Here is a 21115-nt window from a genome sequence, read left to right as displayed (position 1 = left end):
CCGACACCGTAGCAATCACGGAGCTCAAAAGAGGAAACAATGGCTGACTTCAATAACTACCAGAACCGCATGGCGCAGACGCGTGCACAGTCTGGTGCGATGATCGATGAAGGTCTTCGCGCCTATATGCTGAAGGTTTATAACCTGATGGCGCTGGCTCTGGTCATCACCGGTGTCGCGGCATTCGCGACCTTTACGCTCGCGACCACCAATGAGGCTTTCGCCCAGTTGCTCTATGCGTCGCCGCTGCGTTGGGTCGTCATGCTCGCACCGCTCGGACTGGTGTTCTTTCTTAGCTTCCGCATCCAGAACATGAGCGTTTCCGCTGCCCAGATGACCTTCTGGGTCTATGCGGCACTGATGGGCGTATCACTGTCTTCGATCTTCCTGGTCTATACCGGCCAGAGCGTCGTGCAGACGTTCTTCGTGACCGCTGCCTCGTTCGGCGCGCTCTCGCTTTACGGTTACACGACCAAGAAGGACCTGTCCGGTATGGGCTCTTTCTTGATCATGGGTCTGTTCGGTCTGATCATCGCATCGATCGTTAACATCTTCCTCGCGTCTTCTGCGCTGCAGTTCGCGATTTCCGCGATCGGCGTTCTGATCTTCGCAGGCCTCACCGCCTACGACACGCAGAAGATCAAGGAAATGTATTTCGATGGCGATGACGTTGCCGTGGCTGGCCGCAAGGCGATCATGGGTGCGCTGACGCTCTATCTCGACTTCATCAACCTGTTCATGTTCCTCCTGCAGTTCATGGGTAACCGTGACAAGTAAGGGCAGGAACCCAACTGGCAGACATGCAAAAGGCGGCCCTTCCGGCCGCCTTTTTATTTACCAGATTTCTCACGGACTGCCCTTTCGCCGTTTGTCGCATAGAGCCACAGCAGGCTGGTGGGATAGCGCGCCATCTCATCTCACTCGATGAGCTTCAAAACCTTGTCGAAGACCTTCAGAACCTGCGGCAACTCATGCCCACGTTTTAAAATGCGGCCATCCGTATTCACCACGCAATAAGCACCCTGTTTCGCCGCCAGCTTGGGGTTTTTCTCGATCCTGAAAAGCGGCATTTCACCTGAGCGCTTGAAGACGGAAAACACTGCCTTTTCCTTCAGGTGATCGATGGCGTAGTCACGCCATTCGCCCTCTCCCACCATGCGGCCATAGATGCGCAGAATCGCATCCAGCTCGCGGCGGTGAAAGGTGACCGGCAAAGGGTCCTTGTTCTTTTTATATTCGCGGAGATCGATGACGGTGGAATTGTCACGTGAAGCGGTCTGCACCTGCTGCACATCCGGTTGATCGGTCATCCAATACCTCCGATTCCACCCAAATCATCCGTGCAGTGTGAGCCTGAGAGGGCGAAATTGCAAGTCTTTGCACCGGCATGGCGTACAGGACAGGGGAATTCCGGGCAGGGTTTGACAAGCCTTCGATGCGCAGCGGAACCGGAAGACGGCAGCGCAGAACTGCGCCCGCCGTTTCTCGGACAAGCGCTGCCAACTGCAAAAGCAGGGGTTAAAAATGGTAACCATTTAGGCAGCCATTTTCGCGTAGGCTGCCGTATTTCGGTCAAACCATGGCCTGAATTGGGTGGAATAGTCCTATTGTCAATTGATGCCTAGGCACCAAGATGACCCGGTCCGGTGCATTGACCCTTTACCCCCAGCCCCCAATGCCCGGACCGGATCTTCCATCGCCTTACGGGCGATCAAGGGTTTCCATTTCCAAGCAGGATACTGGCGCCGACGATTGCCGCGGGATCGCCACCGGCGTTGGCTGTCTGCAAAAGCACGGCGCAGCCGCCCTTTTTCACCTTGGCCACCACGCTCGCCGGAAGCTTCACCGTCATTGGCGAACCATCCCACATGCCGACTGTCTGCACATCATAGACGCTGTGCCAGTAGGACATTTTTTTCCCCTGGTTTTCGCCCTTCTGCACATCCACGGTCTGCTCGCGCGTGAAATACGCAACGACGACATCGGCCTTGCCGCTGCCAGCGCCAATATCGATCTCCACCTCGTCACCGGCAAATTTCGACGAAACCGGCACGTTCAGTCCCTTTCCCTCGCGCTTGAAAGCATCAAGCCTGTCATAGATACCGCGAACATCGGCACCCTTGACATGGTCGCGGCCGTTCAGAATGGCCTGCGGCGTATAGACCCCGTTACGGCCGAGCGCGCGCATATAACCATATTGCCGGTCGGTATTTTCCTTCGAGGCGAGCGAATCCGTCCAGCCGAGATAGTTCCAGTAATCGACATGGTAGGAAAGACCGACGACGTCGCCCTTCTGGATCATCTTGCGCAGGGCTTCATCTGCCGGCGGGCAGGATGAGCATCCCTGCGAGGTGAACAATTCGACGACGCCCTTCACGGCCTCCTGCGCCTGCGCGGAGGTGACGAGAAACGTGCCGAGAAGACATATCGACAGAGGGAATTTCAGCGGCATTACAAAAACCTTTGTCCGGAAGAGATCCAGACGAATTGATGCGATCAATCCTGCCGGATGCAAATCGGAAAATAACGTCTAACGCCCTTCAATAGAAAGTCACGAAGGGGTGAGCGACAATCACAAAAAAAGAGACCGCAAAATGAAAGGCGCCGGGATTTCTCCCGACGCCTTCGATCGTCAAAGCGTTAAGCGGCCAGATCGCGCAGAACGGTCTGCAGAATGCCGCCATTGTTCATGTAGATCACCTCATCAAGCGTATCGATGCGGCACAGAAGCGGCACTTCCTTCACCGAACCGTCGCTGTAGGTGATCTTGGCGATCTTCTTTTCACGCGGCTTGATTTCGCCTTCGAGACCATCGATCTCGACGATTTCATCGCCCTTGAGGTCCAGGCTCGCCCAAGTCGTGCCTTCCTCGAAGACGAAGGGAACGACGCCCATGCCGACAAGGTTGGAGCGGTGGATACGCTCGAAGGACTGTGCGATCACAGCCTTCACGCCGAGCAGGTTGGTGCCCTTGGCCGCCCAGTCGCGGGAAGAGCCGTTGCCATATTCGACACCGGCAAAGATGACGAGCGGTACGCCCTCTGCCTTGTACTTCATGGCAGCATCGTAGATCGACATCTCTTCCTTGGACGGATAGTGGATGGTGTAACCACCTTCCTTGCCGTTCGGACCAAGCATGTGATTGCGGATGCGGATATTTGCGAAGGTGCCGCGCATCATCACTTCATGGTTGCCACGCCGCGTGCCGTACTGGTTGAAGTCGGCCACGGCAACACCATGCTCCGTCAGATAGGCACCGGCAGGCGAAGCGGCCTTGATCGAACCGGCCGGAGAAATATGGTCGGTGGTGATCTTGTCGCCGAAGAGACCGAGGACGCGCGCGCCCTTGATGTTCTTGAGACCGGCGCCCTTTTTACCCATGCCGACAAAATAGGGCGGGTTCTGAACATAGGTAGACTGGTCGTCCCAGGCATAGGTCTGGCCCGGCGGAACCTGAACGGCCTGCCAGTTCGCATCGCCCTTGAACACGTCGGCATACTTCGTTTCGTAAAGCTCACGGGTGACGTATTTCAGGATGAATTCCTGGATTTCCTTGGAGGTCGGCCAGATATCCTTGAGATAAACAGGATTGCCGTTCTGATCGTCGCCGATCGGCTCCTTGGTCAGATCCTTCTGGACCGTGCCGGCAAGGGCATAGGCGACGACGAGCGGCGGCGAGGCCAGATAGTTCGCCTGAACGTCAGGCGAGATACGACCTTCGAAGTTGCGATTGCCCGAGAGAACACCGGCGGTGATCAGGCCCTTGTCGTTGATCGTCTTGGAGATCGCAGGCGGCAGCGGACCGGAATTGCCGATGCAGGTGGTGCAGCCGAAACCGACGAGGTTGAAACCGATCGCATCGAGATCCTTCTGCAGACCTGATTTGTCGAGATATTCGGCAACGACCTGGCTTCCCGGTGCCAGCGAGGTCTTCACCCATGGCTTGGACTTCAGCCCCTTGGCGACCGCATTGCGGGCGAGAAGGCCGGCGGCAATAAGAACGGAGGGGTTGGACGTGTTCGTGCACGACGTAATGGCGGCAATAGCCACATCGCCGTGACCGAGATCGAACTCCTCGCCCTCAACCGCATAGCGGCTGTGGAGCTGGCCGGGCTTCTTGTAGTCGTTCTCGAGAGCCGTCGCGAAATTCGGCGCGATGGTTTCGAGCGGCAGGCGGCCTTCCGGACGCTTCGGTCCGGCCATGGAGGGCACGACATCGCCAAGATCGAGTTCCAACGTGTCGGTGAACACGAGGTCGGAACCATCGCCGGTGCGCCACATGTCCTGCGCCTTGGAATAGGCTTCGACGAGCGCGATACGGTCCTTGGCGCGGCCGGACATGGTCAGGTAATTGATGGTTTCACCATCAACCGGGAAGAAGCCGCAGGTCGCACCATATTCCGGGCCCATATTGCCGATGGTTGCACGGTCGGCCAAAGACATCGAATCGAGGCCGGGGCCGAAGAATTCGACGAACTTCGAAACCACGCCCTTCTTGCGCAGCATCTGCACAACGGTCAGAACGAGGTCGGTCGCGGTGACGCCTTCCTTCACCTTGCCGGTCAGCTTGAAGCCGATGACCTCAGGCAGAAGCATGGAAACCGGCTGGCCGAGCATGGCAGCTTCAGCCTCGATACCGCCGACACCCCAGCCGAGAACACCGAGACCATTGATCATCGTGGTATGCGAATCCGTACCGACGCAGGTATCCGGATAAGCGATCGTCTCGCCATCCTCTTCCTTGGTCCAGACGGTCTGGCCGAGATATTCGAGGTTGACCTGGTGACAGATGCCGGTGCCCGGCGGGACAACGCGGAAGTTCTTGAACGCCTGCTGGCCCCACTTGAGGAAGCGATAACGCTCGCCGTTGCGCTCATATTCGAGTTCGACGTTGCGGGCAAACGCATTCGGCGTGCCGAATTCATCGACGATAACAGAGTGGTCGATGACGAGATCGACGGGAACGAGCGGATTGATCTTTTCCGGATCGCCACCGAGAGCCTTGATACCGTCGCGCATGGCGGCGAGGTCAACCACGGCGGGAACGCCGGTAAAGTCCTGCATGAGAACGCGGGCGGGGCGGTAGGCAATTTCGGTTTCGGTCAGGCCCTTGTTGTTCAACCATTCGGAAACCGCAATGATGTGCGCCTTGGTGACGGACTGGCCGTCCTCGAAACGCAGCAGATTTTCCAGCAGAACCTTCATGGAATAGGGCAGCTTGGAAACGCCCTTCAGGCCATTGGCTTCAGCCTTGGGAAGGCTGAAATAGACATAGTCCTTACCATCAACGGTAAGGACGGAACGACATTGAAAACTGTCGAGTGACTTGGGCATGGATTAAAACCCCGCTTACACTGATAGCCAACACGTTCGTGCGGACACCTATGCACTCATGCACATCAGGATGCGGGTACGACCATTTCCGCTGTCCGCACGTGAAAATTGCTCCTCGCAATCGTCAAGTCCGGCGCAAGATGATGTTCACGCCGGCCGCTGGCGTGGTTGACACCCATATAGATAATTTCGGAGAAACGTGCCAGACCATTCCACGAAGCTAATCGATTTTTTTATCGAGACGACGAAATCTGAAACGGAATCGCAGCATGGATTTGACGGCGGAAAATCTTGGCGTGCGACGCGGCGAAGATTTCATATTCATGAACATTTCCTTCAAGTTAAGCGATGGAGAGGCTCTGGTGCTGACCGGCCGCAACGGCTCGGGAAAATCCACTCTCCTGCGGACAGTCGCCGGCCTACTGCGCCCCGAACAAGGCAGCGTAAAGATAGCCGGCGAAGGGGTTGATGAGGAGATGCGGCCGTCAGAGGCTTGCCATTATCTCGGCCATCGCAATGCCATGAAAACCGAACTGACCGTTTCGGAAAACCTGCGCTTCTGGAAGGAATTCCTCAGCGACTTTGCCGGCGGCACGGGCATGATGATTGATGAGGCAGCGGAGATCGTTGGCCTTGCCGGCATTACCCACCTGCCCTTCGGTTATCTCTCCGCCGGCCAGCAGCGTCGTTTTGCCATGGCGAAGCTTTTGATTGCATGGCGACCGGTGTGGATACTCGATGAGCCGACGGCGGCGCTCGACAAAGCTGCGGACGGGATGTTTACCGATCTCGTCAAAAGCCATTTGGGGAAAGGCGGGATTGTCCTGGCTGCGACCCATCAGTCTTTGGGGCTAGAGAAGGCGCGTGAATTGCAGATGACGGGTTTTGCGGGTGTGGAGGCTTGGGCATGAACGGTTTGCGCACGGGGCATACCCCCCTCTGCCCTGCCGGGCATCTCCCCCTCAAGAGGGGAGATCGACTCGTGGTGAGCTCTCGTCCATCTGAAAGCTTGAGAATGGAGCGGCGAAATCGCGTCTTGCCGATCTCCCCCCTTGAGGGGGAGATGCCCGGCAGGGGAGAGGGGCGTAAACCACACCCGCACAGGCCTACCCAATGACCGCCCTCTTCCTCCGCGATATCAAACTCTCCATTCGCGCCGGCGGCGGCGCGCTGATCGGCGTGCTGTTCTTCATGACAGTGGTTGCCGTCATCCCCTTCGGCGTCGGTCCTGATCTCAACCTGCTCGCGCGCATCGGCCCGGCCATCGTCTGGATCGGCGCGCTTCTGTCCGCCCTTCTCGGCCTCGACCGGCTGTTCCAGGCCGAGCGGGATGACGGCTCCCTCGATTTGATCTTGATGCAGGAAACTCCGCTAGTCCTGACCGTGTTCGTGAAATGCCTGGCGCACTGGGTCACGACCGGTCTGCCGCTGGTGCTTGCCTCCCCTTTGCTCGGCCTCTTTATGAACATGGACGAAGTGGCTATCGGCGCCGTGATGCTGACGCTTCTGGTCGGCTCACCCGCAATCACTTTCATCGGTGCGGTCGGCGCGGCAGTTGCCGTTGCCCTGCCGCGCGGGGGGCTTCTGGTTTCCATCCTCGTGCTGCCGCTCGCCATTCCCGTGCTGATCTTCGGCGTCAGCGCTTCCTATGCGGCAGTGCAGGAACCGGCGCCCTTCATGCCGCCATTCCTCATTCTGTGTGCGATCACGTTATTTTCAGCCGTGACCGGCCCTTTCTTCGCCGCTTTGGCGCTGCGCAATGTTATGGATTGACGAAACTGCAATGCACGATCCCGTGTTGACAGGGATCAATTGCGGGGCGGCCATTCTCGGGTTACACAAACGGCATGAACGAGCAGACCTTCACCATCACCAAATTCAGTGATCTCGCCAATCCCACCCGGTTTCTGGCGCTGGCGGCACGTATTTTGCCATGGCTCGCTGCGCTCACGGCGCTGGTGCTGGCCGCCGGTCTTTATCTGTCCTTTACCACCGAAGGCGATTACCAGCAGGGTTACACGGTGCGCATCATGTATGTGCACGTGCCGTCCGCCTGGCTCGCAATGATGTGTTATTCGGTCATGGCGGTCTCCGCAATCGGCACCCTCGTCTGGCGTCACCCGCTGGCGGATGTCAGCCACAAGGCCGCCGCCCCCATCGGCGCGGCCTTCACGCTGATTGCGCTCGTCACCGGCTCGCTCTGGGGCAAACCCATGTGGGGAACCTGGTGGGTGTGGGACGCGCGGCTGACTTCCGTCTTCGTGCTTTTCCTGATGTATCTGGGGCTGATCGCGCTCAACCGCGCCATGGACGATCCGTCCAGAGCCGCCCGCGTCAGCGCCGTGCTGATCCTCGTCGGTTTCGTGAATATCCCCATCATCAAATTTTCGGTCGAGTGGTGGAATACGCTGCACCAGCCGGCAAGCGTCATCCGCATGGGTGGTTCCGCCATCGATGCGGAATTTCTATGGCCGCTTCTGACCATGGCGATCGGTTTCACGCTGCTGTTCTTCACCTTGCACATCGCCGCCATGCGCAATGAAATCTGGCGTCGGCGCGTGGCCGCGCAGCGGCGGCTTGCCGCGCGCATGGCAAACCGGGAGGGCTGAGGTGATGACACACGCCTTTTATATCGGCATGTCCTATGCGGCGACCGGCCTTGTCGTTCTCTGTCTCATCGCCTGGGTCGTTGTGGACGGCCAGGCGCGCAAACGGGAACTGAAGCAACTCGAAGCATCCGGCGTGCGCCGCAGGGCGAGAGCCGCTTCCGCAGGTGATGCGCAATGACGCAGGCCGACCACAACACCAAGACCAAAACAACGGGCCGCAGCCGTTATGCGCTGGCGCTACTACCGCTTCTGCTGTTTGGTGGTTTTGCCCTTGTCGCCGGCAAGATGCTCTACGATCAGGACGTGAATGGCCTGGATATCAGCGCCATTCCTTCCGCACTCATCGGCACCAAGGCCCCCGCCCTGTCGCTGCCGCCACTGGAGGGCTCGAACCTTCCGGCGCTCACCGATGCCGCTATCAAGGGCAAGCTGACACTGGTCAATGTCTTCGCTTCCTGGTGCATTCCCTGCCGGCAGGAGCACCCGCTGCTTCAGGAATTGTCAAAGGATAACCGCATCACCGTCGTCGGCATCAACTACAAGGACAAATCGGACAATGCGCTGCGCTTCCTCGGCGAACTCGGTAATCCATTTGCCGCAATAGGCGTCGATCCGAACGGCAAGGCGGCAATTGACTGGGGTGTTTATGGCATTCCCGAAAGTTACCTGGTCGGCGCCGATGGCACGATCCTTTATAAAAAGGTCGGTCCCTTCGATGCCCGCAGCATAGAACGTGACCTGCTGCCGGCCATCGCAGCGGCGACAGGAAAATAGCCGCCGCGCCAGAAGGATATCACGCCTTGGCAACGACCCGGAGCGCAGGCCCTTCCGCAGGCAAACGTATGCCTTCCAGCACGACCTGATCGCGACCGCCGCGCTTTGCGGCATAAAGACTGTCGTCGGCCCGCTTGATGGCATCGTGAATGGAATGGTCTCCCCTCGCGACGGCTGAGACACCGAAACTTGCGGTGATCTGGCTGGTGACGCCGCGGTTGCGCCAGTCGAGAGACGAAAGACCCGTGCGCATGCCATTGGCAAGCTGGCCGGCCGCAGCAGCCGTCTGCCCGGGCAGGAAGACCACGAATTCCTCACCACCGAAACGCGCCACCAGCGCATCCTCGGGCGCGTTTCGCCTGAGGAGATCGGCAAGGCCGATGAGCACGATATCGCCAGCCGCATGACCGTAGACATCGTTAATGCGCTTGAAGTGGTCTATGTCACAGGCGATGATCGCGCCGTCAGGCGTATCGTTGCGGAAATCGGGAACACGCCGGTCGAAGCCGCGGCGATTTAACACGTCCGTCAGCGGATCATGTTCCGCCGCATGCTGGTGACGGTCGACGGTGACGGAAATCTGGCTCGCAAGCACCGACAACGCCAGCAGAAAGCCGAAGATGCTGGCGGCGAGCTGCATGTAAAAAGCATAGTCCGACTCGAAGAATTCGCTGAGCTCGACCATCGAGCCACCCGGCGTCATCACCAGCAGCATGCCGATACGCACCAGCGTTTCCAGCACCACGAGCGAGGCGATGGCCACCATCAGCCTGTCAGCGAGCGCGACGGGCCGTTTGCGCACGAGCCAGACCGGAAAGGCGAGCAGCAGAGCGCAGACGACATCGCCGATAACGAGTTCGCGTTTCAGATCAGGCGTGACGAAAACATGGAACGAAACGAGCAATACCGCCACCGCCACGATCGACAGCCGCGCCTTGGTATAAAGCGGCCGCTCGAAATGGGTGAGCAGCGCGTGGCCATAAAGGAAGAAGGCGGAGAAGAACAACAGGTTCGAAAGGATCGCCTGGACTTCGAAAGGCAGACCGCCAAGCACCAGAGGCGTTGCGAAGCCAAAAGCCGCCGAGAGATAACCGATACCCCAATAGCGCGCCGAAGCGTGGCCGATCCTCTGCAGGAACAGAAACACCACGCCGAATGTCAGCATGATGAAGGGAAGAAGATAGGCGAAATTATCTTGCAACGGGATCTGCCAGGAAGAAACGGGCCTTTGAAGCCGGACGTTACCGCAATGCCCTTAAAAAAGCCTGCATATAACGCGCGGTTTCTGGGCCTTTCAGGCCAAAATCCCGGCGAACCCGTTCACATTTGCGGGAGCGCGTTCTGCCATTCCTTGATCGCTTCGACGGGCCAGACCAGCATCACCACGTTCAGCGTGAGATTGTCGCGGATCAGCCAGCCCGTGAAAATCTCGAAGAAGATGGCGATCAGGACTGTCAGCCACACCGGCACGCGCGCGGCAAAGAGGAAACCCAGCGCCATGAAAACCGTATCCATCGCCGAATTCAGGATGCTGTCGCCGGTATAACCCAGCGCCATGGTCGCCGTGCGGTAACGATCAATGATAATAGGCGAATTTTCGAGAATTTCCCACGCCGCCTCCACCAGAACCGCGAAAGAAAGCCGCATGGAAAACGGTTTGTTGCGGAACAGCAGCCACGCGAACCAGTAAAACAGGAATCCGTGAATGATATGCGAGGGCGTATACCAGTCGGCCAGATGCTGGGAATTGCCCGGCGTGTTCACACCCGGCTCGAACAGCTTCACATAACCGCATTCGCAGATCGGAATACGGCCCATGGCGTAGAGAATGACGATTTGCAGGAGAAGCAGGCCGGCGGCCACGCCGAACCATTTGAGCGAACGCGAACGGGAAGCCGGCATCTCCGCAACTGTCATTTTTCGTCCTTGTTCAGCGGCTCGACCGAATGGCGCATGACGAGCGGCATCTGCGCCATGGTGAAGATGATGGTGATTGGCATGGTGCCCCAGACCTTAAAGGCCACCCAGGTGTCTGTAGAGAACATTCGCCATACAACTTCGTTCAGCACCGCCAGAAAAAGGAAAAAGATGCCCCAGCGCAGCGTCAGCTTGCGCCAACCCTCATCCGTCAGCTTGAAGGCGGAATTGAAGACGTAACCCAGCAAAGACTGCCCGAAGAACAGGCCACCCAGCAGAATGACACCAAACAGCGTGTTGACGATGGTCGGCTTCATCTTGATGAAAGTATCGTTCTGCAACCACAATGTCAGCGCACCGAAAACGAACACCACGATGCCTGATATCAGCGGCATAATCGGCAGCTTGCGCGTCAGGACCCAGGAAACGGAGAGCGCAATCGCCGTCGCGATCATAAACAGGCCGGTGGCAATGAAAATCGGGCCACCGAACTCTGTCAGGACCGGAAAAGTGGTTGCAAGCCATTCGCCACGCGAATTGGCGAAAAAGAAAACGACAAGCGGGCCAAGCTCGAGCACGAATTTCAGGAGCGGACTGATTTCCGCCACCATCTTTTCGCTTTCCTTGGAATTGCTTTCAATATCCATACTCAAACTCCCGCAATGGCCTTGGCGAAATCTTCCGCCTCGAAGGGCTCCAGATCCTCAACGCCTTCACCCACACCGATGAAATAGACCGGCAGCTTGTGTTTGGCGGCGATGGCGACGAGGATACCGCCCCGCGCCGTGCCATCCAATTTTGTCATAATCAGGCCCGAAACACCCGCCACATTGCGGAATATCTCCACCTGGTTCATGGCGTTCTGTCCCGTCGTCGCATCCAGCGTCTGCAACACGGTATGCGGCGCATCCGGATCGAGCTTGCCGAGCACGCGCACGATCTTTTCCAGCTCCGCCATGAGTTCCGTCTTGTTCTGCAGGCGGCCGGCCGTATCGATGATGAGCACATCGCTTTTCTGCGCCCGCGCCTGCTCATAAGCGTCGTAGGCAAGACCGGCCGCATCCGCACCGAGCTTGGTGCCGATGAACTGCGAGCCGGTGCGGTCCGCCCAAATCTTGAGCTGCTCGATCGCCGCCGCGCGGAACGTATCGCCGGCCGCCAGCATCACGTTGAGGCCCGAGCCGGAAAGCTTCGCGGCAAGCTTGCCGATGGTCGTCGTCTTGCCCGTACCGTTCACACCGACGACGAGGATGACATGCGGCTTGTGCGACAGATCGAGCTCCAGCGGCTTGGCTACCGGCTTCAGAACCTTGGTGATCTCGCCCGCCATGATGCGCGCCACATCCTCGCCGCTGACATCCTTGCCGTAGCGTTCCGAAGACAGGGCGCCGGTGATGCGCATGGCGGTCTCGACCCCGAGATCGGACTGGATGAGAAGATCTTCCAGCTCGTCGAGCGTATCCTCATCCAGCTTGCGTTTGGTGAAGAGCGCCGAAATCTGTGTGGTCAGCTGCGACGACGTGCGGGCAAGCCCTGCCCGCAGGCGCTGAAACCATGTCAGTTTTACCTGCGGTGCCGCAGGGGCAGGCTCCTCCCGCTCACTGGCGGACGAAAAACCCTTCGGTAGAGCTGGCGGTATAGCGGCGGGCTGGGCGGTGGTCGCAGCTTCGGCCTCGTCAAGCAGCGCATCCATCGCATCCGCATCCAACACGACATCCGCTACTTCCGGGGCAGATTCGACCTGCTCTTCGGCGGCGGCTTCCGCCTGTAGCAACGACAGCGGCACTACACCCATATCGCCGGAAAGCTCGGCACCGGGCAGAAGCGGTGCGTCCTCTTCCTCATCATCGTCGGAAAGGACCACGTCCGTCGCCTCGTCCGGGGCAGGTCCGCCGGCCGTCTCCATCTCCAGTTCGGAAACCGGGTCCTTGTCAACAGGGCCATGCGCTTCGGCGTCGCTTAGCGCCGCTTCGAAAGAAGCGTTTTCATTGTCGCGCTCAGGCGCGGCGTCCTCTTGCGGCCGCTCTTCCGTTTCGGCCTTGTCCTTGCCGAACGAAAAGACTTTTTTGATGAAGCCGAGGGCCATGGTCGTTCCCGTGTCTTTTCTCTTGTGTCGCCTCAGGCCGCATCCGCCGCCAGAAGCTTCATCTTCAGATGTTTGCCGTTGTGGCCGGTAATCGAAACCTGCGCAAGAGTGCGCGGGGCAAGATGCGGTGCCTCCACCAGCGTGAAATTGTCGGTATGGGCAAAACCGTTGTTTTCAACGAGGATCGTCTGCGCCGAACCGACCATACCTTGCAGATGCGTAAACCGCAGCGCCTCGCCGCGCTCCCGAAGCCTCGCCGCCCGCTCCTTCACCAAAGCCCGGTCAAGCTGCGGCATGCGTGCCGCCGGCGTACCCGCTCGCGGGCTGTAGGGAAACACATGCAGGCTGGAAATGCCGCATTCTTCCGCAAGCGTCGCGGCGTTTTCGAGCATGTCTTCCGTCTCTGTCGGAAAACCGGCGATCATATCCGCGCCAAAGGCGATATCCGGCCGAAGCGACCGCACCTCGTGACAGAAGCGAATGGCGTCTGCCCGCAAATGGCGGCGTTTCATGCGTTTCAGAATCATGTCGTCGCCATGCTGGAGTGACAGGTGCAGATGCGGCATGAAACGCGGCTCGTCGGCAATCAGATCCATCAGATGGCGGTCGGCCTCGATACTGTCGATAGAGGAAAGCCGCAGCCGCAGGATGTCCGGAACCTGCTTCAGCAATGTCTTGGCGAGATAACCGAGGGAAGGCTCGCCCGGCAGGTCCGCGCCATAGCTCGTGGCATCCACCCCGGTCAGCACGATTTCGCGATAACCGCTCTCCGTCAGCCGACGGGCCTGATCCACCACCGCACCCATCGGCACGGAGCGCGAATTGCCGCGCCCATAGGGGATGATGCAAAAAGTACAGCGATGGTCGCAGCCATTCTGCACCTGAATGAAGGCGCGCACGTGCCCGTCTATGTGCTTCACCATCTGCGGCGCGGTCGCCTTGATGCTCATGATATCGTTGACGCGCAGCTTTTCTTCCGCTGAGACGCCAAAATCGGGCAGCGCACGATAGGAGGCGCTTTTCAGCTTTTCCTCATTGCCCAGCACCGCATCCACCTCGGGCATGTCGGCAAAGGTCTGTTTTTCAGTCTGGGCAGCGCAGCCGGTAACGATGATGCGCGCGTGCGGATTGTCGCGCCGTGCACGCCGGATGGCCTGGCGCGCCTGGCGCACCGCCTCGCCCGTCACGGCGCAGGTATTGACCAGCACGGCATTGTTAAGCCCGGCCTTTTCGGCCTCCGCCCGCATCACTTCCGATTCATAGGTGTTGAGACGACAGCCGAAGGTTATGACCTCGACGCCGCTCATACAGCCCCCCGCTCGACCGCATCCCGCGCCCAGACGCCCGTGACGGGATCGACGGAACCGGACCATTCCCATTCGGCCGGGCCGGTCATGATGACGTGGTTATCCTCACGCCAGTCGATGGTCAGCGGCACGCGGATGGGGCTGGAGGCGACATCGATGGTGACCTTTCGGCTGGTGCGGCCGGTACGGGCAGCGGAAACGGCCGACGCGCAGGCGGCCGAACCGCAGGCAAGCGTCAGCCCGGCGCCGCGCTCCCAGGTGCGGGTGCGAAGCGCGCTGTCGGAAATGACCTGCGCCAGCGTGATATTGGCCTTTTCCGGAAACATCGGGTGATTTTCGAGAAGCGGCCCGAAACGTTCGAGATCAAACGTCATCGGATCGCGATCCACCCAAAAAATCGCATGCGGATTGCCCATGGACATGACGGCCGGCGAATGCAGGACCGGCGCATCGATCGGCCCGATCTGCAATTCGATGCGACTGGTATCGTGGAACTCCTCAGACAGTGGAATGTCGCTCCAGCGGAATCTGGGCTGACCCATATCGACCGAAATCATGCCATCTTCATGCTCGACGGCATTCAGAATGCCGGCGACAGTTTGGAAGGTGAAGCTGGTCCTGCCGGTTTCGGAAGACAGCGCCTGCACCACGCAGCGCGTGCCGTTGCCGCAAGCCTGCGCCTTGGTGCCATCGCAATTGAGGATATCGATATAAGCATCCGTGCCGCCGACACGCGGATCATGGATCGCCATGATCTGGTCGAACTGCGTGGCGGGATCGGAATTGAGGGCGATTGCCGCATCAGGCGTCACCATATCTTTGCGGCCGCGCATATCGACAACGAGGATCTTGTTGCCAAGCCCGTTCATCTTCGCAAATTCGACCGTGTCCGCCATCGCCTTAAAACCTGAAAACTGCCTGAAAACCGGGTTGCATGCGGGATTTTCCCGCGCTTTCGCCCTATATGGCGGAAAGGACGGGAAATTACCAGACTGTTGCGGCGCAAACGGGGCGGCCGTCAGGCGGAAGGCACGTCGAAAACCTCACCCGGGCGCATCGGCCGGAAACGGCTTTCCTCCACTCCCTGCTCCGTCAGCGCTGCCTTGAGGGCCACAAGCGGCGCATCCACCGCCTCATCGGTGAGTTGTACCGTACCCCAATGGTGGCCGCAGACATGCGCCGCACCGCAAAGCTTCATGCCTTCCACGGCTTCCGCCGGGTTCTGGTGCTGGCCCTTCATGAACCAGCGCGGCTCGTAAGCGCCGAAGGGCAGGTTGGCGAGGCGGAACTCGCCATGCTTCTTGCGCGCGGCGTGATAGTTGAGTCCCTCATGGAAGCCGGTATCGCCGATATGGTAAATCTTGCCGCCAGGCGTTTCGATGACGAAAGCCGCCCAGAGCGCCATCCGCCGGTCATTCAGGCCGCGCGCCGACCAGTGGTGGCAAGGCTCAAAGTGAATTTTCACCGCACTGGCATCGATCACATCGCCCCAGTCCCCCACCTCTATACGGGCCGCCTCGACACCGGTGCGGATGATGGCGTCATTGCCAAGCGGCGTGATGAAAAGCGGCTTGTGCGCCACATGCAGGCGCTTCAGCGTTTCCATATCCAGATGGTCGTAGTGATTATGCGTCACCAGCACCAGATCGATGGGCGGCAGATCCTCGAAACGGATGCCGGGCGGGTTGACCCGCTTGGGACCGGCAAAGCTGAATGGGCTCGTGCGCTGCGACCACACCGGATCGATGAGAATATTCAAACCCGCCGTCTGGATGAGAAACGAGGCATGGCCGACAAAAGTGACGCGCATGTCTTTGCCTTCGATCCGTGCTTCCGGCTTCGCGAAGGGAAAGGGGCTGGGGTAGCTTTCCGGCCATGTGGAGCGCTCGCCATTGAAGCGCCACTTCAAAAGGCCCATGAAGTTGCCGGGCGGCGTGCCGCCAGGATTGAAAAAGCGTATCCCGTCGAAATGATCGGAGATAGGGCCGCTGTAATAGGCGCTGGCGCTCGAACGGCGGGCATAAAGGCCGCCGCCTGCCAGAGCGAGCAGACCAACAGCGGAAAAACGGAAAAATTTTCGACGGTTCATGAGAAATGTATAGGTGGCGAAGAAGCAGCCTTCAAGGAGGACCCATCATGGCCTGCTGAAGATCACGCAAAGATGAAATCAGCGCTTTCGCGGCTGAATCCCGCCGCCGCCTTGACTTTTCCCGCACTTTCCTGTTTATCCCGCCCATCAGCTGGCAGTTTCACGACTCCAAGCCGCCGACCGGGACCCGAAAAGGTATAAAGAGATCCCGGAGGTCAACACCCGACAGCGCGATGCGCCCTCGGGTGCTTTTTGGCTTTGCGTCTTGTTTTTGCCAGCGAAAGCACCGACGTTTCGGAGACCCCGGAACGAAGAAGGAAGAAACGATGTTTGAAAACCTCCAGGACCGCCTTGGTTCCATTCTGAATGGACTGACCGGCCGTGGCGCGCTGACGGAAGCCGATGTTGCCGCCGCCCTGCGCGAGGTTCGCCGTGCGCTTCTGGAAGCGGACGTGGCGCTGGAAGTCGTGCGCTCCTTCACCGACAGGGTGCGTGAAAAGGCTGTTGGCGCCGCCGTCCTGAAATCCATCAAGCCCGGCCAGATGGTCGTCAAGATCGTGCATGACGAGCTGGTCGAGATGCTGGGCACCGAAGGCGTTTCCATCGACCTTCACGCCCCCGCCCCCGTTGTCATCATGATGGTGGGTCTGCAGGGTTCGGGTAAAACCACGACCACCGGCAAGATCGCCAAGCGCCTGACCGACCGCGACAAGAAGAAGGTGCTGATGGCATCTCTCGACACGCGTCGTCCGGCCGCACAGGAACAGCTGCGCCAGCTGGGCGTCCAGACCGGTGTCGACACGCTGCCTATCATCGCCGGCCAGTCGCCGACGGATATTGCCGCGCGCGCCGTGCAGGCCGCAAAGCTTGGCGGCCACGACGTTGTCATTCTCGACACCGCCGGCCGCACCCATATCGACGAACCCTTGATGCTGGAAATGGCCGACATCAAGAAGAAGTCCAACCCGCACGAAATCCTGCTGGTCGCGGATTCGCTGACCGGTCAGGACGCCGTCAATCTGGCGCGCAACTTCGATGAGCGCGTCGGCATAACCGGCCTCGTTCTTACCCGTATGGATGGTGACGGTCGCGGTGGTGCTGCCCTCTCCATGCGCGCCGTCACCGGCAAGCCGATCAAGCTCATCGGTATCGGCGAGCGCATGAACGAACTCGATGAGTTCCATCCGCGCCGTATCGCCGACCGTATTCTCGGCATGGGCGACATCGTCTCGCTGGTCGAGAAGGCCGCCGAAAACATCGATGCGGAAAAAGCCCGCGCCATGGCCGAGAAGATGGCCAAGGGCAAATTCGACCTCAACGATCTCGCCGACCAGCTTGCCCAGATGAAGAAGATGGGCGGCATGGGCGGCATCATGGGTCTTATGCCCGGCATGGCCGGCATGAAGGACAAGATGGCTTCGGCCGGCATGAACGACAAGATGTTCGACCGCCAGATCGCCATCATCTCGTCCATGACCAAGGCCGAGCGCGCCAATCCGGATATTCTGAAACACAGCCGCAAGAAGCGCATCGCCGCCGGTTCCGGCACCGATGCCGCCGAAATCAACAAGCTCCTGAAAATGCATCGCGGCATGGCCGACATGATGAAGGCCATGGGCGGCAAGGGCAAAGGCGGCATCATGAAGCAGATGATGGGCGGCCTTGCCGGCAAGATGGGCCTCGGTGGCATGATGGGCGGCGGCATGCCTGATTTGTCCAACATCGATCCGAAGCAGCTTGAAGCGCTCCAGAAGCAGGCGGAAGCCGCCGGTCTCGGCAAGCCGGGCGCGATGCCCGGTCTTGGCGGGCTACCTGGGGGATTGCCAGGTCTTGGCGGCGCAAAGCTTCCAGGTCTCGGCGGCATGCCGGGGCTTCCCGGTTTTCCGAAGAAGAAGTGAGGCACACCGGTGAACGATGTAGAGGTGAAAGCCCAGCTTTCCGAATACCGCCAGTCGATCGACAATATCGATGCCGCGCTGGTTCACATTCTTGCCGAACGGTTTCGCTGCACCAAGGCGGTGGGCGTATTGAAGGCAAAATACAGTTTGCCGCCGGCTGATCCGGCGCGCGAGGAATACCAGATCGAACGCCTTCGCCGTCTTGCGAAGGACGCCAATCTGGATCCGGATTTCGCCGAGAAGTTCCTGAACTTCATCATCAAGGAAGTCATCCGGCATCATGAAGCAATCGCCGCCGAACATGGCGGCCTCGACAAGACCGCCTGAACGGCGGACAAGCCATCCTAAGGAGTATATAACATGGCACTTAAAATTCGTCTCGCACGCGGTGGCTCCAAGAAGCGCCCGTACTACCAGATCGTCGTTGCTGACGCCCGTTCGCCCCGCGACGGCCGTTTCCTCGAGAAGGTCGGTTCCTGGAACCCGATGCTCGGCAAGGACAACCCGCAGCGCGTTGAGCTGAAGGCTGACCTCATCAAGGAATGGATCGCCAAGGGCGCACAGCCGACCGACCGCGTTCTGCGCTTCCTCGCTGAAGCCGGCCTTGCCGAGCGCGCCGCTCGCAGCAACCCGGAAAAGGCAAAGCCGGGCAAGCGCGCTCTCGAGCGTATCGCTGAAAAGAAGCAGAAGGCTGAAGATGCAGCCGCTGCTGCTGCGGAAGCCTCTGCTGCAGAATAATCTGCACGGAAACTTTTGAAGAACGGGTGGTGTGGTTTTCCATGCCGCCCGTTTTTTGTTTATTTTGGCGTCAACAAACCTTAAAGCTGACGCAACCAACACCAGAAGACGGACGGCCCGATGGCAAAGCTGGAAAACCCGATACTCATGGCAAAAATCGGCGGCGCACAGGGCCTGCGCGGCGAAGTCCGTGTCAGTACCTATACGGACGACCCCATGGCGCTGGGCGATTATGGCAATCTGGTTACCGCCGATGGTCGCGTCTTCGAGATTCTGGAATTGCGCGAGGGCAAGAATGTCGTCGTCGTCCGCTTCAGAGGCATCAACGACCGCAATGCGGCGGAGAGCTTGAACGGTCTGGAACTCTTCATCGACCGCGACAATCTGCCTGACGACGAGCTTGACGATGACGAGTTTTATTATGCCGATCTCGAAGGGCTGGAAGCCGTCGATGCGGAGGGCAGAAGTTATGGCGCCGTCAGCGCCGTCTATGATTTCGGCGCAGGTGACCTGCTGGAGCTGAAAGGTGCAGGCCGACGCCCTGCCCTCATTCCCTTTTCGGAAGCAGCCGTGCTGGAAATCGACCTCGAAGCCGGTCGCATTCTCATCGATCCGATGGCCGCCGGACTGATCGACAACCCCGATGACAAGGACGAAACCGGCGTATCGCCTTTCGGCAAGAAATAAACCATGACCTTCAAGGCTACCGTTCTGACGCTCTACCCGGAAATGTTTCCGGGACATCTCGGATATTCGCTGGCGGGCAAGGCGCTGGAGCGGGGGCAATGGTCACTGGACGCCGTGCAGATCCGCGAATTTGCCACCGACAAACACAGAAGCGTCGATGACACGCCGGCAGGCGGCGGCGCCGGCATGGTGCTGAAACCCGACGTTCTGGCGGCGGCCATCGACCATGTTTCCAATGGCGATACACGCCCGCGGCTACTGATGAGCCCGCGCGGCAAGCCTCTGTCGCAAAACCGTGTGCGTGAACTGGCGGCCGGAGAGGGCGCGATTATCGTCTGCGGTCGTTTCGAGGGTGTCGACCAGCGGGTGATAGAGGCGCGCGGGCTGGAGGAAGTGTCGATCGGCGATTACATCCTCTCCGGCGGTGAGCCGGCGGCGTTGACGCTTCTTGACGCCGTCGTCCGTATCCTGCCCGGCGTTATGGGCAACGATCTTTCCGGTGTTCATGAGAGCTTCGAGGGCGGACTGCTGGAACATCCGCATTATACCCGCCCGCAGGTCTGGGAAGGCCGTGACATCCCCGCCATTCTTACTTCCGGCAACCACGCCGTCATCGACAGGTGGCGTCATGAACAGGCGCTGAAGCTGACGCAGGAAAGACGTCCGGACCTTCTGGTAAAGGCTCAGGCCGAAACGAAATAATAGGCCGTCAGCACCAGCCCGACGGCGATCACCAGCCAGCGGATGATCCATTGCGGCACCCGCCGTGCCGTATGCACGCCCGCATAGCCGCCAAGTGCGGCCGCGGGGAACATGATGAGCGCCGCCCACCAGGAAACGACGCCGCCGCTGACGAAGATCGCGATTGCGATAACGGCGATCACGACTGACAAGAGGTTTTTCAGCGCATTCAGATGATGATAGCTGCCTCCCGAGGTTATTCCGAGAATGGCCAGCATCATGATGCCCATGCCAGCGCCAAAAAAACCGCCATAGACGGAAGCGAGTCCCTGGAAAATGAGGCTCGGCAGATTGCCGGGCGAACGTTCGACGCTCGCTTTTGGCCTCAGCCACGGGCCGGCAGCGAAAACGGTGGTTGCAGCGAGAAGTAGCCATGGCACAAGCTGGCGGAAGGAAGGATTGTCGAGCGACAAAAGCAGAAGCGATCCGGCCAGCCCGCCGACGACTGAAACGGCAGACAGAAGGATTGCCTCGCGCCAATGGGCGCGAATTTCAGGCCCATAGGCGATGACAGAGGTGACGTAGCCCGGAAACTGCACGATGGCTGACGTGGCGTTGGCGACGATCGGCGGCAGGCCGGCCAGCGTCATCGCGCCGAAGGTCAAAAAAGTGCCGCCACCGGCAATGGCATTGACGACACCCGACAGAAAGCCGGTGGCGAACAGCATGAGAATAACGAATACGGACATAGCCCCTCCCAAGGTTCCCATGCCATATCCGCCAGCGCGCTGCTTCGCAACTGCCGGAACGCGGCGCGTAATTGATAAAATATTGTCATGAAAGGGATGACAAACGGCGCTGCCTCGTGTATGTGCCCGCGTGGAAATGGGAAATATCCCAGCCGAAAGCAAAGAATGGCGAACCCGCTCCTGCCGCAAGGCATGGTCTGAAGGCATTGACCGACAGACGAACCGTTGAGCGCTCTGGCTGTTTCA

The 21115-nt window shown here is 59.4% G+C and carries 22 protein-coding genes; 11 read left to right on the top strand and 11 right to left on the bottom strand.

Features of this window, described 5'->3' with window-relative positions:
- The first annotated feature begins 39 nt into the window (after nucleotides 1–39).
- Nucleotides 40–777, top strand: a complete 738-nt coding sequence (locus PL597_RS12375; protein WP_269824772.1) for a Bax inhibitor-1/YccA family protein — start codon at nucleotides 40–42, stop codon at nucleotides 775–777.
- 140 nt (nucleotides 778–917) lie between these two features.
- On the opposite strand, the gene PL597_RS12370 is transcribed toward PL597_RS12375, so the two are convergent.
- The 3 genes from PL597_RS12370 to acnA form a co-directional block, all read right to left on the bottom strand.
- Nucleotides 918–1310: a DUF2794 domain-containing protein gene (locus tag PL597_RS12370; protein ID WP_003523170.1), complete on the bottom strand. Its 393-nt coding sequence runs from the start codon at nucleotides 1308–1310 to the stop codon at nucleotides 918–920.
- Nucleotides 1311–1711: 401 nt separating this feature from the next.
- The gene (locus PL597_RS12365; protein WP_269825466.1) at nucleotides 1712–2452 is read right to left on the bottom strand and encodes a DUF1223 domain-containing protein; all 741 of its coding nucleotides are present in this window, start codon (nucleotides 2450–2452) and stop codon (nucleotides 1712–1714) included.
- Between the two features lie 188 nt (nucleotides 2453–2640).
- Nucleotides 2641–5334 carry an aconitate hydratase AcnA gene (acnA, locus tag PL597_RS12360; protein WP_271365258.1) on the bottom strand — a complete coding sequence of 898 codons (2694 nt, stop codon included), beginning with the start codon at nucleotides 5332–5334 and terminating at the stop codon, nucleotides 2641–2643.
- Between the two features lie 269 nt (nucleotides 5335–5603).
- On the opposite strand from acnA, the gene ccmA reads away from it, so the two are divergent.
- The 5 genes from ccmA (at nucleotide 5604) to PL597_RS12335 (ending at nucleotide 8717) form a co-directional block, all read left to right on the top strand.
- The gene (gene ccmA / locus PL597_RS12355; RefSeq protein WP_142912955.1) at nucleotides 5604–6245 is read left to right on the top strand and encodes a heme ABC exporter ATP-binding protein CcmA; all 642 of its coding nucleotides are present in this window, start codon (nucleotides 5604–5606) and stop codon (nucleotides 6243–6245) included.
- Between the two features lie 202 nt (nucleotides 6246–6447).
- Nucleotides 6448–7107: a heme exporter protein CcmB gene (ccmB, locus tag PL597_RS12350; RefSeq protein ID WP_142912954.1), complete on the top strand. Its 660-nt coding sequence runs from the start codon at nucleotides 6448–6450 to the stop codon at nucleotides 7105–7107.
- Nucleotides 7108–7181: 74 nt separating this feature from the next.
- Nucleotides 7182–7943 carry a heme ABC transporter permease gene (locus PL597_RS12345; RefSeq protein WP_269825426.1) on the top strand — a complete coding sequence of 254 codons (762 nt, stop codon included), beginning with the start codon at nucleotides 7182–7184 and terminating at the stop codon, nucleotides 7941–7943.
- Between the two features lie 4 nt (nucleotides 7944–7947).
- Nucleotides 7948–8121, top strand: coding sequence for a heme exporter protein CcmD (gene ccmD, locus PL597_RS12340; RefSeq protein WP_006310865.1), 174 nt, complete (start codon nucleotides 7948–7950; stop codon nucleotides 8119–8121).
- Nucleotides 8118–8717: a DsbE family thiol:disulfide interchange protein gene (locus PL597_RS12335; RefSeq protein WP_271365255.1), complete on the top strand. Its 600-nt coding sequence runs from the start codon at nucleotides 8118–8120 to the stop codon at nucleotides 8715–8717. Before ccmD ends, PL597_RS12335 begins: the two co-directional genes overlap by 4 nt.
- A gap of 19 nt (nucleotides 8718–8736) precedes the next feature.
- Here the strand turns inward: PL597_RS12335 and PL597_RS12330 are convergent, their stop codons facing one another.
- The 7 genes from PL597_RS12330 to PL597_RS12300 all read right to left on the bottom strand — a co-directional run bounded on the left by PL597_RS12330 (nucleotide 8737) and on the right by PL597_RS12300 (nucleotide 16116).
- On the bottom strand, nucleotides 8737–9918 hold the full coding sequence (locus PL597_RS12330) for a GGDEF domain-containing protein (RefSeq protein WP_271365254.1): 1182 nt from the start codon (nucleotides 9916–9918) through the stop codon (nucleotides 8737–8739).
- Nucleotides 9919–10037: 119 nt separating this feature from the next.
- The gene (locus PL597_RS12325; protein WP_142912951.1) at nucleotides 10038–10634 is read right to left on the bottom strand and encodes a DUF2585 domain-containing protein; all 597 of its coding nucleotides are present in this window, start codon (nucleotides 10632–10634) and stop codon (nucleotides 10038–10040) included.
- Nucleotides 10631–11281, bottom strand: coding sequence for a septation protein A (locus tag PL597_RS12320; RefSeq protein WP_063951440.1), 651 nt, complete (start codon nucleotides 11279–11281; stop codon nucleotides 10631–10633). The genes PL597_RS12325 and PL597_RS12320 overlap by 4 nt, the downstream gene beginning before the upstream one ends.
- Nucleotides 11282–11283: 2 nt before the next feature.
- On the bottom strand, nucleotides 11284–12720 hold the full coding sequence (ftsY, locus tag PL597_RS12315) for a signal recognition particle-docking protein FtsY (protein WP_271365253.1): 1437 nt from the start codon (nucleotides 12718–12720) through the stop codon (nucleotides 11284–11286).
- Between the two features lie 32 nt (nucleotides 12721–12752).
- Complete coding sequence (mtaB, locus tag PL597_RS12310) at nucleotides 12753–14027, bottom strand: tRNA (N(6)-L-threonylcarbamoyladenosine(37)-C(2))-methylthiotransferase MtaB (protein WP_271365252.1); 1275 nt, start codon at nucleotides 14025–14027, stop codon at nucleotides 12753–12755.
- Entirely contained in the window at nucleotides 14024–14923 is a 900-nt protein-coding gene (gene dapF / locus PL597_RS12305) for a diaminopimelate epimerase (RefSeq protein WP_142912948.1), read from the bottom strand. The genes mtaB and dapF overlap by 4 nt, the downstream gene beginning before the upstream one ends.
- 122 nt (nucleotides 14924–15045) lie before the next feature.
- On the bottom strand, nucleotides 15046–16116 hold the full coding sequence (locus PL597_RS12300) for an MBL fold metallo-hydrolase (protein ID WP_191217212.1): 1071 nt from the start codon (nucleotides 16114–16116) through the stop codon (nucleotides 15046–15048).
- A 326-nt stretch (nucleotides 16117–16442) separates the two neighbouring features.
- Between PL597_RS12300 and ffh the strand changes: the two genes are divergently transcribed.
- The 5 genes from ffh (at nucleotide 16443) to trmD (ending at nucleotide 20141) form a co-directional block, all read left to right on the top strand.
- On the top strand, nucleotides 16443–18014 hold the full coding sequence (ffh, locus tag PL597_RS12295; protein ID WP_137412297.1) for a signal recognition particle protein: 1572 nt from the start codon (nucleotides 16443–16445) through the stop codon (nucleotides 18012–18014).
- Between the two features lie 9 nt (nucleotides 18015–18023).
- Complete coding sequence (locus PL597_RS12290) at nucleotides 18024–18341, top strand: chorismate mutase (protein WP_077985465.1); 318 nt, start codon at nucleotides 18024–18026, stop codon at nucleotides 18339–18341.
- A gap of 33 nt (nucleotides 18342–18374) precedes the next feature.
- Nucleotides 18375–18752 (top strand): 30S ribosomal protein S16, encoded by a 378-nt coding sequence (gene rpsP, locus PL597_RS12285; RefSeq protein ID WP_003520510.1) that lies wholly within the window; start codon nucleotides 18375–18377, stop codon nucleotides 18750–18752.
- Between the two features lie 120 nt (nucleotides 18753–18872).
- Nucleotides 18873–19439, top strand: a complete 567-nt coding sequence (gene rimM, locus PL597_RS12280; protein ID WP_173990296.1) for a ribosome maturation factor RimM — start codon at nucleotides 18873–18875, stop codon at nucleotides 19437–19439.
- 3 nt (nucleotides 19440–19442) lie between these two features.
- Nucleotides 19443–20141: a tRNA (guanosine(37)-N1)-methyltransferase TrmD gene (gene trmD, locus PL597_RS12275; protein WP_137412300.1), complete on the top strand. Its 699-nt coding sequence runs from the start codon at nucleotides 19443–19445 to the stop codon at nucleotides 20139–20141.
- Here the strand turns inward: trmD and PL597_RS12270 are convergent.
- A complete protein-coding gene (locus PL597_RS12270) occupies nucleotides 20123–20869 on the bottom strand; it encodes a sulfite exporter TauE/SafE family protein (protein ID WP_269825433.1) in 747 nt (248 codons plus the stop codon). The genes trmD and PL597_RS12270 overlap by 19 nt on opposite strands.
- Nucleotides 20870–21115 lie beyond the last annotated feature (246 nt).

It is taken from the genome of Agrobacterium sp. ST15.13.013 (assembly GCF_027956525.1).
Classification (GTDB): domain Bacteria; phylum Pseudomonadota; class Alphaproteobacteria; order Rhizobiales; family Rhizobiaceae; genus Agrobacterium; species Agrobacterium salinitolerans.
The sequence above is the reverse complement of the archived record's forward strand: the minus strand, read 5'-3'. Positions and strand labels throughout refer to the sequence as shown.